General features: G+C 42.2%; 15 protein-coding genes. 2 read left to right on the top strand and 13 right to left on the bottom strand.

The annotated features are described in order from the left end of the window. Positions 1 to 24: 24 nt before the first annotated feature. From RDV49_RS04580 to RDV49_RS04560, 5 genes are all read right to left on the bottom strand, one after another. The gene (locus RDV49_RS04580) at positions 25 to 270 is read right to left on the bottom strand and encodes a YneF family protein (protein ID WP_003008364.1); all 246 of its coding nucleotides are present in this window, start codon (positions 268 to 270) and stop codon (positions 25 to 27) included. A 55-nt stretch (positions 271 to 325) separates the two neighbouring features. Next, positions 326 to 1,576 carry a diaminopimelate decarboxylase gene (locus tag RDV49_RS04575; protein ID WP_003008367.1) on the bottom strand — a complete coding sequence of 417 codons (1,251 nt, stop codon included), beginning with the start codon at positions 1,574 to 1,576 and terminating at the stop codon, positions 326 to 328. Positions 1,577 to 1,671: 95 nt separating this feature from the next. Further along, entirely contained in the window at positions 1,672 to 2,358 is a 687-nt protein-coding gene (locus RDV49_RS04570) for a Bax inhibitor-1/YccA family protein (protein ID WP_003008369.1), read from the bottom strand. Between the two features lie 28 nt (positions 2,359 to 2,386). Then, on the bottom strand, positions 2,387 to 2,878 hold the full coding sequence (locus tag RDV49_RS04565) for an HDIG domain-containing metalloprotein (protein WP_003005617.1): 492 nt from the start codon (positions 2,876 to 2,878) through the stop codon (positions 2,387 to 2,389). Positions 2,879 to 2,960: 82 nt separating this feature from the next. Next, positions 2,961 to 3,707: a TrmH family RNA methyltransferase gene (locus tag RDV49_RS04560; RefSeq protein ID WP_070665702.1), complete on the bottom strand. Its 747-nt coding sequence runs from the start codon at positions 3,705 to 3,707 to the stop codon at positions 2,961 to 2,963. Between the two features lie 73 nt (positions 3,708 to 3,780). On the opposite strand from RDV49_RS04560, the gene RDV49_RS04555 reads away from it, so the two are divergent. Further along, the gene (locus tag RDV49_RS04555) at positions 3,781 to 4,059 is read left to right on the top strand and encodes an acylphosphatase (protein WP_037608039.1); all 279 of its coding nucleotides are present in this window, start codon (positions 3,781 to 3,783) and stop codon (positions 4,057 to 4,059) included. Positions 4,060 to 4,136: 77 nt separating this feature from the next. Next, positions 4,137 to 5,054 carry a membrane protein insertase YidC gene (gene yidC, locus RDV49_RS04550; protein WP_003008377.1) on the top strand — a complete coding sequence of 306 codons (918 nt, stop codon included), beginning with the start codon at positions 4,137 to 4,139 and terminating at the stop codon, positions 5,052 to 5,054. A gap of 157 nt (positions 5,055 to 5,211) precedes the next feature. Here the strand turns inward: yidC and greA are convergent, their stop codons facing one another. The 8 genes from greA to der form a co-directional block, all read right to left on the bottom strand. Beyond that, positions 5,212 to 5,694, bottom strand: coding sequence for a transcription elongation factor GreA (greA, locus tag RDV49_RS04545; protein WP_003005389.1), 483 nt, complete (start codon positions 5,692 to 5,694; stop codon positions 5,212 to 5,214). Between the two features lie 57 nt (positions 5,695 to 5,751). Then, the gene (gene mltG, locus RDV49_RS04540; protein ID WP_445684102.1) at positions 5,752 to 7,281 is read right to left on the bottom strand and encodes an endolytic transglycosylase MltG; all 1,530 of its coding nucleotides are present in this window, start codon (positions 7,279 to 7,281) and stop codon (positions 5,752 to 5,754) included. 59 nt (positions 7,282 to 7,340) lie between these two features. Then, positions 7,341 to 7,850 (bottom strand): GNAT family N-acetyltransferase, encoded by a 510-nt coding sequence (locus tag RDV49_RS04535; protein WP_196218547.1) that lies wholly within the window; start codon positions 7,848 to 7,850, stop codon positions 7,341 to 7,343. A gap of 12 nt (positions 7,851 to 7,862) precedes the next feature. Next, entirely contained in the window at positions 7,863 to 8,279 is a 417-nt protein-coding gene (locus RDV49_RS04530) for a GNAT family N-acetyltransferase (RefSeq protein WP_003008386.1), read from the bottom strand. Positions 8,280 to 8,360: 81 nt separating this feature from the next. Then, positions 8,361 to 9,695: a UDP-N-acetylmuramate--L-alanine ligase gene (murC, locus tag RDV49_RS04525; protein ID WP_003008389.1), complete on the bottom strand. Its 1,335-nt coding sequence runs from the start codon at positions 9,693 to 9,695 to the stop codon at positions 8,361 to 8,363. A gap of 9 nt (positions 9,696 to 9,704) precedes the next feature. Continuing rightward, positions 9,705 to 10,355 (bottom strand): divisome accessory protein ZapJ, encoded by a 651-nt coding sequence (gene zapJ, locus RDV49_RS04520; protein WP_037608045.1) that lies wholly within the window; start codon positions 10,353 to 10,355, stop codon positions 9,705 to 9,707. A gap of 55 nt (positions 10,356 to 10,410) precedes the next feature. Beyond that, positions 10,411 to 13,509, bottom strand: a complete 3,099-nt coding sequence (locus RDV49_RS04515; protein ID WP_223345054.1) for a pilus expression-regulating Snf2 family helicase — start codon at positions 13,507 to 13,509, stop codon at positions 10,411 to 10,413. A 608-nt stretch (positions 13,510 to 14,117) separates the two neighbouring features. Then, the gene (der, locus tag RDV49_RS04510) at positions 14,118 to 15,428 is read right to left on the bottom strand and encodes a ribosome biogenesis GTPase Der (RefSeq protein ID WP_003005632.1); all 1,311 of its coding nucleotides are present in this window, start codon (positions 15,426 to 15,428) and stop codon (positions 14,118 to 14,120) included. Positions 15,429 to 15,476 lie beyond the last annotated feature (48 nt).

Raw genomic sequence — 15,476 nt, 5'->3', positions numbered from 1 at the left:
TATTATCGTGAGATTGCCCCACTCTTATTTTTTCTTGTTTTTCGCCATTGCTGATTTTTGTTGGCTCACAATTTGGCGATAGACTTGTTGAACTTTTGCTTCGCTTGGACGTTGGCCGCTCGCTCCTAAAAGCGTACGAACTGCTTCAACATTCAAACGTGGGTTTGATGCAAATTCTTTTTCAAATTGACGACGAAGCAAGAACATTCCTGCAATCATCCCACCAAAGAAAGCTAAAATAATCAACAAAATTCCTAAAAAGAGATTCATACAATTTTCTCCGATCCATTATTTTTACATAACTATCATTATATCAGACAATCGCTTATTTTTCAATGTCAAAGCCGTAGAGTGTCGCAAGATAATCTTCTGGTTTTTCTGCTCGACGAATCAAACGGGCCTGCCCATCTTCTTGAAGCAAAACTTCTGCAGAACGCAACTTAGCATTGTACTGATAGCCCATTGAAAATCCATGAGCTCCGGTGTCATGGATCACAAGTAAATCTCCAATCTCCGTCACGGGTAGTTCTCGTTGTTTGGCAAATTTATCGTTATTTTCACAGAGACTTCCCACGACATCAACCACTTCAGTTGGTCCATCTGGACGATCCATATTGGTAATATGGTGATAAGCACCGTACATAGCCGGTCTGAGAAGATTCACAGCTGAAGCATCGACGCCCACATAGGTCCGGTAGGTTTTCTTTTTATGAGTGACTCTGGTTACCAGGAGGCCGTGTGAAGCCAGCATAAAGCGACCAAGCTCGGTATAGATTTTCACATGACCAAGTCCTGCCGGTTTGAGAATCTCATCAAAAACGCGATGCACACCTTCCCCAATAATGGCAATATCATTTGGTTCTTGCTCCGGCTTGTAATTGACCCCAACTCCACCAGAGAGGTTGATGAAGCCCAAGTGGACACCTGTTTTCTCGACGACTTCTACTGCCAATTCAAAAAGTTGACGCGCTAGCTCTGGATAGTAGTCGTTGGATACTGTATTAGAAGCTAATAAAGCATGAATGCCAAACTCTTCCACACCTAGTTCTTTCAACTCGATAAAGGCTTGGATCAATTGCTCCTTGGTCATTCCAAACTTGGCTTCTTCAGGATTGTCCATAATATCGGTTCCCAGTTCAAAAACTCCACCAGGATTATAGCGGCAAGAAATAACCTTGGGGATGCTGGTCACAGACTTCAAGAAAGCAATGTCTTCATAGGCGTCCAGATTGATAGTTGCCCCTAATTCTCTCGCATAGACAAATTCATCAGCTGGCGTGTTGTTAGAAGAAAACATGATTTCTTTCCCACTAAAGCCCAGTTTATCCGCCATTAACAATTCCACGTAGCTGGCCGTGTCGACTCCACAGCCCTCTTCTTGCAAAATTTTTAGGATCGATGGGTTAGGAGTCGCCTTGATGGCAAAGTATTCCTTAAATCCTTCATTCCAAGCAAAAGCTTGATGGAGGGCACGAGCCGTTTCACGAATTCCTGCTTCATCATAGAGATGGAAAGGGGTCGGAAATTCTTGGGTCAGACTTTCTAATTGTTCACGGGTTACAAAAGGTGTTTTCATAAGCGCTCATTTCTATTCTTTAGTCACTATTAGTATAGCACAAGTCGAAAGACAAAAAAAGCCGAGGCAACTGCCCCAGCTCAATCTCTCTTTGATTAGTCGTTTCTTCCGAAGATACGAAGAAGGCTGATAAAGAGGTTGATAAAGTCAAGATAAAGTTCCAAAGCCATCGCTACTGCCCAACCTGTAGCAGGTTGACCATTTGTTTGATCATAGACATAGCGAATCTTTTGGTTATCCCAAGCTGTCAATCCTGCAAAGAGGAAGACAGAGATAATACTCAAGATATAGTCCATTCCAGAACTTCTCAAGAACATGTTCACAACAGAAGCGATGATCACACCGATCAAGACTCCCATCAAGGCACGTCCCATACCAGAAAGGTCTTTTTTCACGACGCGTCCGATAGCTCCCATGACAATAAACATCAAGGCACTGACCAAGAAAGCCTTATAGACCGTCGCTTGCATGTAGCGAGCAATGATAAAGCTCAAGGTAAAGCCATTCAAAGCTGAGTAGATCAAGAAGATCGGAAGAGCAGACGGGCTATTTTTAACAGCCTTCCCACTTGCAACAAAGACCAAGATCAATTCTACAACCACTGCTGCATAGTAAACCATTGGTGCTGTTGTCAAGATTTGAACGAAGAAATCTTGAAAGACCGTCATCATGAGACCAGAGACAAGGGCTGAAATCCCAACACCGATTCCAACTAATGAGTAGATTTTGTTATAAAAAGCATTCAATCCACTTTGTTCTTGGATTACTGAATCATTATACATATAAACAAGTTCCTTTCAAATTTGTTTACTACGATTTTAACATTTTTCGATGAAAAAATCTCCTTTTAGCCATCTTTTTACGCCATGGTTCTGAAGCTTCTTTAACAGCCCAGTATTTATCCACCATGGTCACTACGAAGGATTCTTTGTAGCGAGGCGGAGCAAGGGTAGCTCCCCACATGTGTTTAATAATGATGTCTTCTTCCTTGGCATTGAGATCTGTGATCTTTCGTGCATTTCTCACGGCAATGCGGGGATGGATCCAGGCGTGACTCTTGGTAAACTTGGTCTCGCGCCAATCATAGTAAAAGAGGTCATGCAAGAGGCCACCCCGAGCCGTACTTTTGGCATCCCAACCAAATTTTTTAGCCAGTTTATAACTGGTATAGCTAACATGAATGGAATGCTCCAAACGATTGGAATGAATATGGTGGGGAATGTCGGCTAATTTTTGAACCTTAGGATGCTGGATCAGATGGCCTACATAGGTCATGTATTCTTTGTCACGATGATATTGCATAAGATAACCACCTTTCGTTGATAAGCTCTCCCAATAAGATCTCCATCAACTTCTTCTTACAGGTTAAGTATACTTCTTTTTCTCAAAATTTCCTTAAAGAAAACATCAAAATTCCTGCTGCCACTGCAACATTCAAACTCTCGGCCCGACCTGGCATGGGAATATGAACCAGCTGGTCCGCTTGTGTCGCCATTTCCTGGCTGATGCCATTTCCTTCATTGCCCATAACCAGGATAAACCGATCGGTCTGAGGAAGCTGACGGTAGTCAATGGAAGCTTCTGAAAGCGTCGTTGCGAGAACTGCTAGATGTGATTGCGTAGCTCGCTCCAACAGTTCTTCTCGATCCAGTTTCCAGATAGGGATATGGAAATGACTGCCCTGCATGGATCGAAGGGTCTTGAGACTGTATAGATCTGCGGAGGCTTTCGAAAGCATGACGCCATCAAAACCTGCTGCATCTGCTGTTCGAATCATAGTCCCTACATTGCCGGGATCCTGTACATCCTCCAAATAAAGGTAGCGACCTTGTAACTGATCTGGAAGGACTGGTTGCTCCAGAGCGATCTCTGCGACAATCCCTTGCGGAGTCTTCGAATCTGCCAAGAGACTTAAGATCTCCGGGGTCACGACGGTGACTTTTTGGATGTTCTCTACCCGGTCTAAATAGGCTTCTAAAACAAAGACCTGTTGAATCTTCGCTTGATTTTCTACTGCCTCTTCAAACAGATGCCAGCCTTCAATGAGATAAGAATCTGTCCGGTATTTTTTTTGATGTAATTTTTTAGCATTTTTGATTACATTATTGGATTTAGACGTTATAATATTCATAGAACTATTATAGCACAAAGAAAAAGAAGAAATCATGCCTCAGATAGATTTCTTCGAGTCAAGGAGGTCGCACATGCAAAAGGTAAAAATGATTGCCCAAGGACGGGTTCAAGGGGTTGGCTTTCGCTGGGGAGTGTACAGTCTTGCTTTAGAGATCGGTGGGATTACTGGCCGTGTCTGGAATAATGACGACGGAACGGTTGGCATTCTGGCCCAGGCAGAGTCTAGTAGCCAAATGGCCAAATTCATTCAAGAAATTCGCAAAGGTCCTACACCTTTTGCACTTGTAACTTATTTAGATGTTACGCTCGCAAACTTTGAAAACTATACAGACTTTAAAATTGCAAATTAAGACTAGAGAACTATTGTGTATTTTTAAAAAAAACAGTAGAATAGAAAGGTAACATTTTAAAAAAGAAGGAACTATTTGTGAAAAAAAATAAACTTGCATTACTTGCATCGATGGGACTAGCTTCGCTTGTCTTCTTATCAGGATGCGTGAGTGTCGATCGGAAAACTGGAAATCCGACTGGATTGATCTGGAATCTTCTTGGCCGTCCAATGGGCGAAGCCATCAAATTCTTTGCCAACAACCTTGGCTTGGGCTTTGGGATCGGGATTATTATCGTCACCTTGATCGTGCGGTTAATCATCTTGCCACTTGGTTTGTACCAATCATGGAAGGCAACCTACCAATCTGAAAAGATGAACTACTTAAAACCTATCCTTGGGCCAATCCAAGAGCGCATGAAGAACGCTAGCACACAAGAAGAAAAGCTATTGGCGCAACAAGAATTAATGGCTGCTCAACGTGAAAATGGAGTTAGCATGTTTGGTGGAGTTGGGTGTTTGCCACTCTTGATCCAAATGCCATTCTTCTCTGCTCTCTTCTTTGCAGCTCAGCACACCAAAGGGGTAGCAGATAGTAGCTTCCTTGGCATTGCTCTTGGTAAACCAAGCTTGCTCTTGACAGCAATCGTAGCAGTTCTTTACTATATCCAAAGTATGCTCTCTCTTCATGGAATTGAAGATGAAACCCAAAAGGAAAGCATGCGCAAAGCATCACTGATGAGTCCGATTATGATCGGTGTCTTCTCATTGATCTCTTCAGCCGGAGTGACTCTTTACTGGGTAGTCGGTGGGGTGATCCAAATTATCCAACAATTTGTCATCAACTACTTGATTCGTCCAAATCTTCGCAAGCGCGTCGCTGAGGAATACAAAAACAATCCTCCAAAAGCGACTAGTCACCGCGTGAAAAAAGATGTCACACCTACTGCAACGACACAAATCCAACACAAACCAAAAAACAACCGCAATGCAGGAAAACAACGCAATAGAAAGTAGTACAAACTACTAATTCTAGCGGTATACAGTAGCACTTGAACCCAAGGTTCAAGTGCTTTTTTGATACCATTCAGTCAGTCAACGAAAAATTTTCACTCTCACAAAAAGATTAAGAGCACAAAAAAACAAGCCCTCTTGGAGGGCTTGCGTTTTATAGTTACGCTGTTTTTTCTACGTTCAAAATTTTCACTTGGTAGCTTCCAGCTGGTGTCTCAACCGTGACAACGTCACCTGTCTTCTTACCAATCAAAGCGTGACCGATTGGGCTTTCGTTAGAGATCTTTCCTGCAAAGGCATCTGCCCCTGCTGAACCAACGATGCTGTATACTTCTTCATCTGTTTCGCCAACTTCTTGAACTGTAACGGTTTTTCCGATCGCTACTTCGTCTACTGCAACAGCGTCACTATCGACGATTTCTGCATAACGGATTTTTGTTTCCAAGCTAGAGATTTGACCTTCAACAAAAGCTTGTTCATCTTTTGCCGCTTCATACTCAGAGTTTTCTGAGAGGTCACCATATGAACGAGCGATCTTAATCCGTTCCACCACTTCAGGTCGACGGACCAATTTCAATTCTTCTAATTCTTGTTCCAATTTTTCTTTTTCTGCTAGGGTCATTGGGTATGTTTTTTCTGCCATTATTCTTCTCTTTCTATTATTTGAATGAAAAAGCTGTGGACGCGCCACATGCTTTTTCTAGTTTGAACTTGCTTGTGTCAATTTACTATTGACGTGTTCTTCTACATTTTTATTGTGTTCTTCGTATGTCTTAGCGAAGAAAACTTCACCATTTTCGACATTTGCGACAAAATACAAGTAATCGGTCTTACTTGGGTTCACCGCCGCTTCGATCGCTGATACTCCAGGGTTATCCACTGGGCCAGGCATCAAGCCGGTATTCTTATAAATATTATAAGGTGAATCCAGCTCTGTATCGATCGTTGCATCTTCTTTTAAGGTCGTCTTTTGACCAAGTTTCCCTTCGGCATAAAGAATTGCAATATTACTTTGCAAAGGCATGTCTTGGTTCAAACGGTTATAGAAGACACTCGCGATATCTTTGCGGTCCTGATCCGTCGCCCCTTCTTTTTCAACCAAGGAAGCAAGAGTCAATACTTCGTTTACATTGATGTTCTTGCTCTCAAGTGTTTCATAGTATGGGCTTAAGTTTTGATCCATTGCCGCAAGCATCTGATCGATCATTTCTTTCACTGTGGTATCTTTCCCATAGTTATAAGTTGCTGGGAAGAGATAACCTTCTAAACGGTAACGAACACCAGAATCCTTACTTGGCAGATTCGCCAAGAGCTTAGGATATTTGGCCACCATCTTCTCAATAAAGGCATCGTCTTGGACAGCCTTCAAGAAATCTTCTTTCTTAAATGGAGTCTTGCCTGCCTTCTTAGTGGAGACATCGGTGGTGATAGCCGTCGCAATCTGATCGATCGTATAACCTTCTGGAATCGTGACCTTTCCAAGAACTGGAGCCTGAGGAGTTTTGGTTCCCTCTTCTTGCAGTTTTTGGATGATGGTTTCTAGATCCATGCTCTTTTGCAGGTTGAAATAACCGGATTTGAAATTGCTATAGTTCTTGAACTTGGTATAGTAGTTAAAGAACTGGCCATTTTTCACGAGTCCTTTTTTCTCAAGGATCGCGCCAATCTCACGATTACTTGAACCTGCTGGAATCTCAACCGTTACGAATTCTGTTGCATTTTTATCCATCGGCTTGACAGCTGAATGGATATAGGTCACAGCAAAGATCCCTGTAGCCACGATCACAATCAGCAAAAGGCTGACCACTGTCCGCACAATTCGTTTAGCGATTTTATTTTGTTTCTTTTGTTTTTGTTGGCGCTGGTTACGAGAAGAGCGCGATAAGCTTTCCTCTACCGGTTCCTGACTTGGTTCTTTTTTAGCAGGCTTTGTAAGCTCACTCTTTTCTTCCACAGCAGGAGTCGCCTTTACCGGCTCCACTGGTTCTTCTTTGGGAGCCGACGCAGATTCTTCTACTTTTGGAGGTGGTGTTGCTTCTTCCTCCTCTTTCAGTGAAGAAGGGGTTTCAATGCTTCGATCAGGTAGATCATACTCTTTTTCGATCTTTAGAAGTTGCTCATTGGCCTCTTCTAAGTCTCTGAGGATCTGCTCTTTGAAGCTTAATAACTTCTCACTGTCTTGTGATTTATCAGTCAAATAATTGACCTCCCTCATCATAATCCTTAATATTATATCTTAAAAGATTTAGAAAAGCAATACAAATCGCCCTTCTTCTTCAAAATACCTATTTAATCAAGGTTTTCATTTTCCCAGACCAGATTGTACCAAACTTCACCCGCATATTGGGATTCTGAAAGACCTTCATTGGTAAATCCTTGCTTTTCGTAATAAGGGATCAAATAATCATGACAGGTCAAATTGATCCCTTGACGGCCATCCTTAATCGCAATTTCTTTCATTGCCTCAAGCAAGAGGGTTCCAACCCCTAGCCCTTGGGCTTCTTTAGCAATGGATAGACTCGTAATGGAAATAAAGCCTTTTTCTAACTGGCTTAGATCTTCAACCTCTGAAAAAGAGGAATCGATCAAATAGCGCTCCGGTCTAACAGGTCCTTCTAAATAGCCTAATATCTGACCTTGGCACTCTGCTACAAGAAATGTCGTTTGAATCTTTTCGATGTGATCTTTTAAAATCTCACGCGCAATCGCTTCTTCTTCTGAGAAATTTTCAAGCTCAATGCGCTCGATGGCATCCAAATCCTCCAGCTCTGCCTGTCTAATGTGAATCTTTTCTTTCATCATTTACCCCTTCTATCGTTCCCAAACCATATGGACACCTCGATCAGACTCAGCTTCATCTCGAAATCCTTGCTGGGAAAAATAAGATAGTAAGTCTTCTGGGCAATCGATCCAAATGGCTTCCTTTTCCTTTTGAACAGCTAGATCCTTTAAAGCAGCGATCAAAATAGAACCATAGCCTTGACCTTGAAAGGCTGGTCTCACTGCTAGTCGCAATACAATTAGGTCTCCTTTTAAAGGCTGGTCTTCTGTCGCCAACAAGTAAGCCACAGCATCCCCCGCCTGCTCTGCAAGCAAAGAAATGGCTTCCTTCGAACCTAGCGCTTCCTCAAGAGTGGCCTTGTGCTTCTTTTCTTCATTGTCATGAAGTTCTTCTTCTAGCAACAGCAACTGTTCTTGATCAGCTGGGGTGATTGATCGAATCATCATCCTGCTTTCCTCATCTCATACTCCTTCAGTGGACAGATAAATTTAAGTCTGGAACCAATCGATTCCAGACTCAATCATCTCTTATTGTACACTATGTGTCAAACTAGATAATAAACGCTCAAATGAGTATTCATAGGTTTGAATATCTCCTGCTCCCATAAAGACATAGACCGCATTTTCATGGTCAAGAAGAGGAGAAACATTCTCAGCTGTAATAATCGCTGAACGTTTGACAATTTTTGCTTCCAAATCTTCAACTTTCACATCGCCGTGATCGACTTCCCGTGCAGAACCATAGATCTGTGCCAAGTAAACAGCATCTGCTTGATTCAAGGCTTCAGCAAATTCATCCAACAAGGCAATGGTCCGTGTAAAGGTATGTGGTTGGAAAATAGCCACAATCTCTTTACTTGGGTATTTTTGACGGGCAGCATCCAAGGTTGCAATAATTTCCGTTGGATGGTGCGCAAAGTCATCGATGATCACTGTTCCATTGACTACTTTTTCAGTAAAGCGACGTTTCACGCCAGCAAAGGTCTTCAATTGCTCGCGGACTAAATCTAAATCAAATCCTGCAATGTAAAGCAAACCAATGACTGCTGTAGCATTCATGATATTGTGGCGACCAAAAGTTGGGATATGGAATTGCCCCAAATCTTCTCCACGGAAATGAACGTTGAAGGTTGAACCAGTCGTTGAACGAAGCAAGTTGCTTGCCACAAAATCGTTCGTCTCCTTATCAAAACCATAGTAATAAATTGGTGCTGATGAGGTAATCCGACGCAATTCTTTGTCTTCTCCGTAGATGAAGAGGCCTTTGCTGATTTGTTTGGCATAATCGTTAAAGGCATTAAAGACATCTTCCAAGCTCGTGAAATAGTCTGGATGGTCAAAGTCAATATTGGTGATGATGCTGTATTCAGGATGGTAAGGCATAAAGTGGCGTTCATACTCATCTGATTCAAAGACAAAGTATTTGGCTGCTGCAGAGCCACGACCTGTCCCGTCACCAATCAAATAACTGGTATCAGTGATATTTGATAAGACGTGAGAAAGCATCCCTGTTGTTGAGGTTTTTCCGTGTGCTCCGGCAACCCCCATGCTGACGAAGTCACGCATAAATTCACCAAGGAATTCATGGTAGCGTTTATAGGTTAGGCCATGCTCATCTGCATAAGCAATTTCCACATTGTTATCTGGACGGAAAGCATTCCCAGCAATGAGGATCTTGTCGCCTTCCAAATTTTTCACATCAAATGGATAAATTTGAATTCCTGCTTGTTCCAAGCCACGTTGCGTAAAGTAATACTTCTCAACATCTGACCCTTGAACCGTATGTCCCATTTGGTGAAGCATGAGGGCTAAAGCACTCATCCCTGCTCCTTTAATTCCAATAAAATGGTATGTATTAGACATGTTTTCTCCTTATTCTTGATCTAGATGGGTTAAATCCAATTCCTGTTTAATTGGCTGTGGTTTCAACTTGTGCTGATCTTTATTGTATATTTGGCTAGTCTTTAAGAAATCATAATTGTTTTTCTTTTCAGTCGGTTCTGCCACTTCTGGTTCTCCTGCAGATTCGAACTCTGCAAGGATCAACTGATCTTGCCGCAATCGTTTGCTATATTTCAATAACTCGCCTGGGTTTTCCTTTTGGAAGGGAGCCGTTGGCTGGCCAGGTTTTCGTTCTGAAATAAATGGTTTTTTCCGCTTACTTGTAGTAGCTGTTGGATCCGTTGTCAGATAGGGGGCTGTACGTTTCTTTTTCAGATCTTCACGCGCACGCTCTCTAGCTTCCTCTGCATAACGATTGGCAGGGCTTTTTTTATCAATCGGCTCTTTAAAATCAGGTTTTCTTACTGGCCGTCTTTTCGGTAGGGGCTCTTCTAGTGGTTGGTGGTAAGGATGCTTAGGTTTGGTATTTTCAGCAATCGGTTGCCATTCCAAATAATTTTTATCCACATAGTCGCCTGTAATGTTACTAATCAAATCTGTTTCATCATACAGGTTCATGTGAGGCATCTCTGTTAACATCAACTCATTATCCCCTACTTGAGGAAAATATTTTTCTGTCATGCTTTCTTCCTTTCGACACTCCATTAATTATAAACTATTCACAGAATTTTTCAAGCTATTCTGACTGAATTCCAAGAATCTCACGAATTTCCTCAACCGATAAACTAGATCGTGTTTCCGTTCCATCTAAAATCGTTGAGACCAAGTGTCTTTTGGAAGCTTGCAGTTCTTGGATTTTTTCTTCAATCGTACCACGAGTAATCATGCGATAAACTTCAACATTTTGTTCCTGTCCCATTCGATGGGCACGTCCAATAGCTTGGTCTTCCACTGCAGGATTCCACCACAAATCGACTAAGATGACCGTATCGGCACCAGTGAGGTTCAATCCAACCCCTCCAGCCTTCAGAGAAATGAGAAAAGCATGGCGCTCACCTGCATTAAAAGCATTGGTCATTTCTTGTCGATCTTTAGCGGGAGTAGAACCTGTGATTTTAAAGGAGGTCATGCCAAGCTGGTCAATTTCCTGCTCTAGGATATCCAGCATGCCTCTAAATTGAGAGAAGATCAAAACCCGGTGTTCGCCATCCTTGATTTGACCCAAAAGATCTCGAAGGCTCTCCAATTTCCCACTATCTCCCTGATAGTCTTCCATAAAGAGGGCGGGGGTATCACAGATTTGGCGAAGGCGCATGAGACCCGAGAGAATTTCCACCTTACTCCGATTTAGTTCTTCCTCGCTAGAGCTTCGAACCCGATCTTGAATTTGTTTTAATTGAGCCAAATAGATCGTTTTTTGGCTTTCATCCAACTCATTGTGGTAGGTTGTTTCAATCAAGTCCGGTAATTCTTGGAGCACTTCATCTTTTTTCCGTCTCATGACAAAAGGTTTGACAAATCGTGCAATGGTCTCAGGACTCAATTTTTGAAATTCTCTTTTAGCTGGGAAGAGCCCTGGAAGAACAATTTGGAAAATAGACCAGAGTTCACCCACATGATTTTCAATCGGTGTCCCAGATAAGGCAAACACATGCGGAACCTCAAAGCCACGTAAGTGTTGGGCAATCTTGGTTTGGGCATTTTTCATAACCTGGGCTTCATCTAGAATCAAGTACTCATACTGATTCTTCTGGTATTCCTCCACATCTTGACGGAAAGACGCGTAACTAGTGATAACTACCTGTGGATTGGTTGCGATGAGTTCATCTCGGTGCTGCTTGAGACCATAGACGACTGCCACTTCCATCTGAGGAGCGAATTTTGAAAATTCTTGTTTCCAATTGTAGATGAGACTAGATGGAGCTAGAATCAAGATTTTAGTTTCTTTTTTTGCGACACTGGTCAAGAAGGAAATAGTCTGCAGGGTTTTCCCAAGCCCCATATCATCCGCTAAAATACCACCAAAACCATAATGATTTAACATGGAGAACCATTTGACCCCTGTTTCTTGGTAATCCCTTAGGGTCGCTTGGATTGTCATCTGAGGGAGTTGGAAGTCTTCTGGATGAGTCAAATCATGAGCTAAATTTCGAAAGTCTTCTGAAAAATGAACATTGTCTTGATCTGCCAACAAATCAGATAGCTGATAAGCGGCAATCCGGCGGGCTTGTAGTTTCCCACCCTTGCTCATTTTCGCCCGCAGATCTGCTAAGGCTCGACTGATCTTCTTGGTTTCTTCATCAAAGACAAGAACTTTCCCTGTATGGCTGACAAAATAGTCTTTTTGCCCTACTAGAGCTTTGAGGACCTGGTCCACTTCGGCTGGATCCACACTTTCAAAGTCAAAACCGATCTCCAGTAGACTGCCATTGGTTTTAACATCAATTTTTGGACGCTCCACTTGATAAAGATCTAAAAGGCTATCAGAGAGGGTAACCTCTCCTAAGGCTTCAAAAGTCGGGATCTGTTGGTGAAAGAATGGATAGATTTGCTCACTTGATAAAGGACTTCTTTGGGAAGAAAAATCATCCGTAAAACCTGCTGCTAGCATGGTTGAAAAGACTTCTTGCTCCTTATCGAAATCACTAGAATAAGGAAGATTGAGAAGTTCCTCACGCGTGGTCACCACACGATCCTGGTATTGAAAGACAACATCCAGTAATACAGTCTGATCCTGTGCTAGATCAAAATGAAATTCCGGAGTGAAATCGTGGATTAAAAAGCTGGTCGGGGCTGTTATTTGTCCCAGTTTTTTGAACTCTTTTAAACTATAGGAAAGTTTGGTCTGATCCGTTGGATCAAAATGCAGGCGTTTTTTGCGATCCTGATCCATTGGAAGATCTTGGATCGCCTTCCATAAGGTCCGCTGTTGGGGCGTCAGGTGATAGAAGACACCATTTCGAAACAGGTAAACAGCAGACTCGACAACCTTCACTTGTGGCTCCGTAATGATCAATTCGTAAAAATCACCATGGTCTTCCACCTGAAAATGAAAGAGATCTTCCTCCCCATGGACATCCTGAAAATAGACTTCAGAAAAATCATACAAGCTATATTGCAAGAGGAAGGAATCCAAATTCATCAGTAATTCTACAGCTTCTTCAAATAGAGTCGGTGGAAAATAAAGATGGCGCCCAGCATTGGGAAAGAAATCTTGCTCTTTTGATCCACTATCTGTGACCAAGCCTTGTAGGAAATTGATCACATCCTGACTAGGTCCATCAAATTCTAAGTAAGAAATAGGTTCATAGTAACTTTTGCCAATTGCAAAATGGCCTTCTTTCTGAAGGGTCTGCAAAAAAGCTAGCACATCTCTGATCACATAAGAACGCTCGTCTGGCAAGCGACGAATGCGAAGGGTCCACAAGAATTGACCAGAGTATTCATCCTCCTGCCCAACTGCCGATAAGACATAGCGTGTTTCTTTTTTTTCGATTTTTGGAAGGACCTGGTCTAAAAACAAACTTCCAAAAGAAACCTTCTCCTGCGTTTCTTCAGTCGCCGTGGCGTCTTCTTCAAGACTTGCAAGAGCTGCTTTCCCACTGTCATCATTCTTCAAGAAAGCTTCTACAGCTGCCAGATGCGTACAGAATTTTTTCTTTTGAAAGAAAGCACAGCTACAAAAAACGGCATCGTCGTCTAAACTGTACCGCAAGCTTTCTTCTTCCACCCGAAAATACAGGTATTTTTCTTTTACTTCCTGAAGGGAAACTTTCCCAGCTTCATAGAGAAGGCTCCCTTGTGAACGAACCTTCCCAGGAATTAATTTTGCCATGTTTACCACCTTAGATTAATCCCTTTATTATACCATATTTAAGATAAAATTAGAAAAGATAATTTTACTATTAAAAGGATTTTAACTTACTTTTAGAAAAAAACTGAGACAGTCTTGTCCCAGCTTTTCACCTGATTTCGTAACAGAGTTACCTCAATCAGCTATCCATGATTTTTCTCTTTTAACTGTTTGAGCGAACATTAGACAGAATAGGTAAATAGAGAGGAGAAAGATCCCGATAGCCCACAGAAAAAGACAAAAAACACGACCTATTGTTTAATAAAATCCCCAGCAATAGGATCAAGAGCTCCAAGCTTACGATCGAACCGAGAAACAAGAGATACAGATAGATTTTAAATAATAAGTACACGAACCTAAAGCTCTCATGATCTTCATGAGTTTACTCTTCTCAACCTTAAAAAAAGCTAAGGAATAAAGCATATCCGGACTATGATACTACGCATCTGACTATCCTCCACTTCATTTTACCAGCTTATTAAAAAAAGCAACGCTTATGCGCTACTTTTAGTTGTTTTCATAGTTGGAAGAATGAGCATTTTATCATTTGAAATATACTTCTCCACTTTGATCCATTTGTCTCGTATTCCCTACTTCCGTTTTCGCGCAATCAAATGGATTGGAGTTCCTTCAAAAACAAAGGCCTTGCGAATTTGGTTCTCCAAGAAACGGAGGTATGAGAAGTGCATCAGTTCTTCTTCGTTAACAAAGACCACAAAAGTTGGCGGCTTGGTTGCCACTTGTGTCGCATAGAAGATCTTGAGGCGTTTTCCTTTATCGGTCGGCGTTGGATTAATGGCAATGGCATCCATAATCACATCGTTCAAGACAGCTGAAGGAATCCGTGTATTTTGACTCTCACTGATCTGTTTGATCATCTCTGGCAACTTGTGCAAGCGTTGTTTGGTTAAGGCAGAGACAAAAACAATCGGCGCATAAGAAAGGTATTGGAATTGATCGCGAATGTCATCTTCCCACTGCTTCATGGTATGGTTGTCTTTTTCAATAGTATCCCATTTATTGACAACAATGATCATACCTTTACCAGCTTCATGAGCAAAGCCAGCGATCCGCTTGTCATACTCCCGAATTCCTTCTTCGGCATTAATAACCATCAAAACCACATCTGAACGGTCGATGGCACGCATGGCACGCATGACAGAATATTTCTCAGTGTTTTCATAGATTTTACCAGATTTGCGCATACCGGCTGTATCGATCATGGTAAATTCTTGGCCATCTGCATCGGTAAAATGGGTATCGATGGCATCACGTGTAGTTCCGGCAACAGGGCTTGCGATGACCCGGTCTTCTCCAAGGATCGCATTGATCAAGCTAGATTTTCCAACATTTGGACGACCAATCAAGCTAAATTTAATGATATCTGGATTTTCTTCTTCTGTTTCATTCGGAAGATTTTCAATAATGGCATCAAGCACATCCCCAGTTCCGATCCCGTGGACAGAGGATACCGGTAGTGGCTCACCCAGTCCTAAGGCATAAAAGTCATAGATATCATTGCGCATCTCTGGGTTATCCACCTTGTTGACTGCAAGAATCACCGGTTTATGGGTCTTATACAAGATACGAGTGACATATTCATCCGCATCCGTGATCCCTTCTTTTCCAGAAACAACAAAGACGATCACATCTGCTTCGTCCATGGCAATTTCTGCCTGATGCTTGATTTGCTCCATAAATGGGGCATCTACGTCATCAATTCCCCCCGTATCGATGATACTAAATTTTCGATTCAACCACTCAGCTGTTGCATAAATGCGGTCACGAGTGACTCCTTCTACATCCTCAACGATGGAAATCCGCTCACCGGCAATCCGGTTAAAGAGCGTCGATTTTCCGACATTGGGACGGCCTACAATCGCAATAGTTGGTAGGGCCATGATTTCCTCTTTTCTAATGAAAGGCGAGACCTCGGTTCAAGAACGCCT

The sequence above is a fragment of the Streptococcus parasanguinis genome (genome assembly GCF_031582885.1).
GTDB lineage: Bacteria > Bacillota > Bacilli > Lactobacillales > Streptococcaceae > Streptococcus > Streptococcus parasanguinis_M.
Note: the sequence above shows the minus strand (reverse complement) of the source record. Positions and strands in the feature narration are given on the sequence as shown.